Origin of the sequence: Thiolapillus sp. (assembly GCF_048562965.1) — a bacterium.
GTDB classification, from domain to species: Bacteria; Pseudomonadota; Gammaproteobacteria; order Chromatiales; family Chromatiaceae; genus Thiolapillus; species Thiolapillus brandeum_A.
Genome location: NZ_JBHNMF010001118.1, coordinates 1 through 872 on the forward strand (window position 1 = coordinate 1; position 872 = coordinate 872).

An 872-nucleotide genomic window follows, 5' to 3' on the forward strand; every position below is an offset into this window, starting at 1 on the left:
CTAACAGACAAAAGAACAATGTCAGACTGTCAGTTACTCTTGATGAAGGATGAAGGCGAATACTCTGAATTGAGTCAGCTTGCCGCATCCTTGGATCTGTCTGTGGCTTGGATGATCAAGCAGCTGTTTCTGAGTTTATTGCTCGTCATCGAACCGGTATAAAAAACGATTTTCCGCTACGCTAGTCCGGAGACATGCCTAATGATAAAAGAGAAAAAGGAGAAATTGAAGTGACTCTCATGCCTTATGGTGGAAACACGCAGTCGATCCACCACGTCCCCGGACTGTATAGCAGACAATCAAATTCGCTTTCTACTCGGCAACCCAAACAGCCAGAGAGGTCAAACGTATGAGCCAGTCAAACGGCCTGATTTCATTTCTACGTCACTACGGCCCCATACCCTCCGGGGATAACATGTACGATGAATTGATCCAGACCGAGATTGAGCGCCATGGCATTGATCCTGTCATCCACATTACCCCAGCAAGGCTGAAAGAAGTTCAAGAGAACTTCGGATCAGCAGAACCCCGTAACGTTATCCTGACCGGGACTGCTGGTGATGGTAAAACTTTCCACTGCCGACAAATCTGGACGACTTTCGGTGGCGACCCCGAACAATGGAACGCCGGAGAAAAGATTGTCTCGCTAACGCTTCCCGCTTCGGGAAAAGCATTAACCATTGTCAAAGACCTAAGTGAGTTGACCCAAGCCGAAAAGAACAAAATGCTGGCGAGCCTAGCCGCGTCAGTAGCCGGTAAAGATTCTGACAATCTTTACCTGGTCGCAGCCAATGATGGTCAGCTCCTGGCTAGTTGGCGCGATTGGTCGGAAAGTCAAGATGAAGAAGAGCACAAGCTATTCAAAATAATAG

1 protein-coding gene is annotated in these 872 nt (G+C 47.9%); it reads left to right on the plus strand.

Annotation, left to right across the window (positions count from 1 at the left end; genetic code table 11):
- Positions 1-349: 349 nt before the first annotated feature.
- Positions 350-872, plus strand: a 523-nt coding sequence (locus ACOCD2_RS22700) for a hypothetical protein (RefSeq protein WP_305801690.1), incomplete at its 3' end; no start/stop codon positions are given.